Genomic DNA, 3,640 nt, shown 5'->3' with positions numbered 1-3,640 from the left:
TTTGTAGACGGCGAAACGCGCGCCAGTAATTTTGGTGGCGACGGGTAGATCGAGAATTCCGGCGCGTTCGCCCACTTCCCAGTGCGGCTTGGGCGCGAAATCAAATGTCGGCGCGGCGCCCCAGCGGCGAACTTCGACGTTGTCATCTTCGTCAGCACCCAGTGGCACTGATTCGTGGGGCAAGTTCGGCATGCTCAGCAGCATCGAGTCCAGGTCAGCCTGAATCGCATCCAGCTCGACTTTACCAGCAGCCAGTTCGTCAGCCATACGGTCAACGTCTGCCATCAACGGGCCAATGTCTTCGCCGCGCTGTTTAGCCTGACCGATTGATTTGGAGCGGGCATTACGCTCGGACTGCAACTGTTCGGTGCGGGTCTGCACGGTCTTGCGCTGGGCTTCCAGCGCTTCGATGCGGGCTACGTCCAAGGTAAAACCACGGGACGCCAAGCGATCCGCTACGTCCTGAAGTTGGGTACGTAACAGTTTTGAATCGAGCATATCGTTCTCTCGTTTATCAAAGTTTGGTCAGAGACAGGCCAGCCCAAGTGGCAAGCAGCCCGCCGAATACGCTGATACCCGCATAGCCCAGGGCCAGTGGCACTTGCCCGCTTTCCAGCAAGCGCAGCGTATCCAGTGAAAAGGATGAAAAAGTTGTAAGGCCGCCAACAAAACCGATAATCATGCCGGCCCGAATCTCAATCGGTACTTCTGGCCGGGTCAAAAAAAATCCGTACAGAATGCCAATCATCAAACAACCGACAAGGTTGACCGTCATCGTCGCCGCGTAAAAATGACGAGGCCAGTGTGCATTGACCCAGTTGCCCGTTGCGAAGCGCAATAATGTACCAGCGATGCCGGCTACCGACACCGCAAGAATCAATTGAATCACTACTTTCTCCGTTTGCGCGGGCTGGCGCTGTCTAGCGCCGCCAGATGTTTGAGCTTTTCGCCGATTTTAAGCTCAAGGCCACGGGGTACGGGTTGGTAGTACTGACGCGGTTCGAGGCTGTCTGGAAAATAGTCTTCACCGGCGGCGTAAGCGTCGGGCTCATCGTGGGCATACCGATATTCTTCGCCATAACCAAGCTGTTTCATCAGTTTGGTTGGCGCGTTACGCAGGTGTAGCGGTACTTCCAGCGAGCCATGTTCAGTCGCTTCACGCATCGCCGTCTTGAAGGCCATGTACACGGCATTACTTTTCGGCGCACAGGCCAAGTAGACAATGGCTTGGGCCACGGCCAATTCGCCTTCGGGGCTGCCCAGGCGTTCCTGCACGTCCCACGCCGACATGCACAGCGGTAGCGCACGTGGGTCAGCGTTGCCGATGTCTTCGCTGGCCATACGCACCACGCGCCGGGCCAGGTATAAGGGATCACAACCGCCATCGATCATCCGCGCGAACCAATACAACGCGGCATCCGGGTTTGAGCCGCGAATGGATTTATGCAATGCGGAGATTTGATCGTAAAACGCTTCGCCGCCTTTATCGAATCGACGACGGCTGTCGCCGAGCAGGCTCTGCAACAACTCGACGCTGATCTCGGTGCCGTCTTCCGCCAGGTCAGAGGCGTTTTCCAGCAAGTTAAGCAAACGTCGGCCGTCACCATCAGCGGCGGCCAAGAGCATTTTGAAGCCCTCATCGCTTAAGGTCAGTTGATGTTTGCCCAAGCCTTTGTCTTCGGTCAGGGCACGCTGCACTAACTTGAACAGTGCCACTTCGTCGAGGCTTTTCAGAACGTAGACGCGCGCACGGGAGAGCAACGCGTTGTTCAATTCGAACGACGGATTTTCGGTGGTTGCACCAATAAAAATCAGCGTACCGTCTTCGACGTACGGCAAAAAGGCGTCTTGTTGCGACTTGTTGAAGCGGTGTACTTCGTCGACGAACAGGATTGTACGACGGCCATATTGTCCAGCTTGCTGCTTGGCGATTTCGACCGCCTGGCGAATTTCCTTAACCCCGGCCAGCACTGCCGAGACGGTCTCAAAATGCGCGTCGGAGACTTTTGCCAACAGCCGCGCCAACGTAGTTTTGCCCACGCCCGGCGGGCCCCAGAAAATCATCGAATGCAGCGCACCCTGCTCCAGCGCCTCCCGCAGAGGCTTGCCATGAGCGAGCAGGTGTTCTTGACCGACGTACTCCTCCAAATTGGCTGCGCGCAGGCGTGCAGCCAAGGGTTGGGCAATCGGTTCGCTTCGAAACAAGTCCATGGGCTGCGCTTGAAACCTCTTATTCCTGAATGACGTCAGCGCCTTTCGGGATATCAAACTGGAATTTGCTCGCCGGGATCGGTTCGTTGGCCTTGACCCCGGTGAACAGGATATTGGTGCGCTGGCCAACGCTGTCGACCAGTTGCATGTCGTTGATCACGCCGTTACGGAACGATAGGCGCAGGCTGTCGAACAAGGTGTCTTTGGTTTTCGGCTTGAGAATAAAGTCGATCACACCGCCGGCTTCCTTGGCGCTGATATCGAAGCTCTCACTGATCTTCGACACATCACCCGACAACAGCAGCGCCGGGGTTTGGGTCAGGCGCTGATCCAGGGTCTTGATCGTCACTTGCTGAAGGTCTGGGTCCCACAACGAGACTTTCTTGCCATTCGAGACCATGGTTTGTTCTTGAGGTGCATCGGTGTGCCAGTAGAACAAGCCAGGGCGCTGCAGGGACATGTCACCCGCCGTTTCCTGCAGTTGGGTGCCGCTGCCGTCCAAGGTCAGTTGGGAAAAGCGCGCAGACAGGGTTTTCGACGTTTCAAGCAACTGCGTGAGCCGCGCAACGTCTTTGCTGTCGGCATGGGCCGAGACAGCGGAAAAAGCCAGTGCAGATACCAACAACATGCGAATAAGGCGCATGGGATTCCTCTTTGAATTCAGTGAAGTCCGAACGGCGCAGAACCACGCCGTTCGGGTCAGTCGCGCATCGGGGCTGGTGCGAGGACTTCGCGCGAGCCGTTGGTGTTCATGGACGTCACGACGCCAGCCATTTCCATCGCTTCGATCATACGAGCGGCGCGGTTGTAGCCGATTTTCAGTTTGCGCTGCACGGCCGAGATGGAAGCGCGACGGCTTTCCAGAACGAACCGGACGGCTTCGTCATACAGCGCATCGCTTTCGCTGTCGTCGCTGCCTTCGCCACTGCCGCCGTCGAATCCACTGCCAGGTTCTTCAACGCCAGCCAGAATCTCTTCGTTGTAATCAGGGGTGCCGCGCAACTTCCAGGCTTCAACGACCCGGTGCACTTCTTCGTCGGAAACATAGGCGCCATGCACACGAATCGGCAGGCTAGTACCGGGCGGCATGTAGAGCATGTCGCCGTTACCCAACAGTTGTTCAGCGCCGCCTTGGTCGATGATGGTCCGGGAATCGATCTTGCTCGACACCTGGAACGCCATGCGGGTAGGAATGTTCGCTTTGATCAGACCGGTGATGACGTCAACCGATGGACGCTGGGTCGCAAGGATCAAGTGAATACCGGCTGCTCGGGCTTTCTGGGCAATACGCGCGATCAGCTCTTCAACCTTTTTGCCGACGATCATCATCATGTCAGCAAACTCATCCACCACCACCACGATAGTTGGCAGGGTTTTCAGCAGCGGCGCTTCGTCGTGAATGCTTTCGCGCTTATACATCGGATCGGAA

At 56.8% G+C, this 3,640-nt stretch carries 3 protein-coding genes and 2 pseudogenes; all 5 read right to left on the bottom strand.

From position 1 onward, the window contains the following. Positions 1-498: pseudogene (locus M0974_RS03880) on the bottom strand (serine--tRNA ligase); the annotation flags it as partial. A 16-nt stretch (positions 499-514) separates the two neighbouring features. Next, the gene (gene crcB, locus M0974_RS03875; protein ID WP_297833047.1) at positions 515-889 is read right to left on the bottom strand and encodes a fluoride efflux transporter CrcB; all 375 of its coding nucleotides are present in this window, start codon (positions 887-889) and stop codon (positions 515-517) included. Then, complete coding sequence (locus M0974_RS03870) at positions 889-2,211, bottom strand: replication-associated recombination protein A (protein WP_297833045.1); 1,323 nt, start codon at positions 2,209-2,211, stop codon at positions 889-891. The genes crcB and M0974_RS03870 overlap by 1 nt, the downstream gene beginning before the upstream one ends. 19 nt (positions 2,212-2,230) lie before the next feature. Beyond that, positions 2,231-2,854 (bottom strand): outer membrane lipoprotein chaperone LolA, encoded by a 624-nt coding sequence (gene lolA / locus M0974_RS03865; RefSeq protein ID WP_297833043.1) that lies wholly within the window; start codon positions 2,852-2,854, stop codon positions 2,231-2,233. A gap of 56 nt (positions 2,855-2,910) precedes the next feature. After that, positions 2,911-3,640, bottom strand: a pseudogene (ftsK, locus tag M0974_RS03860) (DNA translocase FtsK); the annotation flags it as partial.

The sequence above is a fragment of the Pseudomonas sp. genome (assembly GCF_026224925.1).
In the GTDB taxonomy this organism is placed as follows: Bacteria; Pseudomonadota; Gammaproteobacteria; order Pseudomonadales; family Pseudomonadaceae; genus Aquipseudomonas.
Note: the sequence above shows the minus strand (reverse complement) of the source record. Positions and strands in the feature narration are given on the sequence as shown.

Excerpts from the sequence above, each read along its gene's own strand:
- M0974_RS03870 (WP_297833045.1), bottom strand. The coding sequence starts at position 2,211 with ATGGACTTGTTTCGAAGCGAACCGATTGCCCAACCCTTGGCTGCACGC.
- lolA (WP_297833043.1), bottom strand. The coding sequence starts at position 2,854 with ATGCGCCTTATTCGCATGTTGTTGGTATCTGCACTGGCTTTTTCCGCT.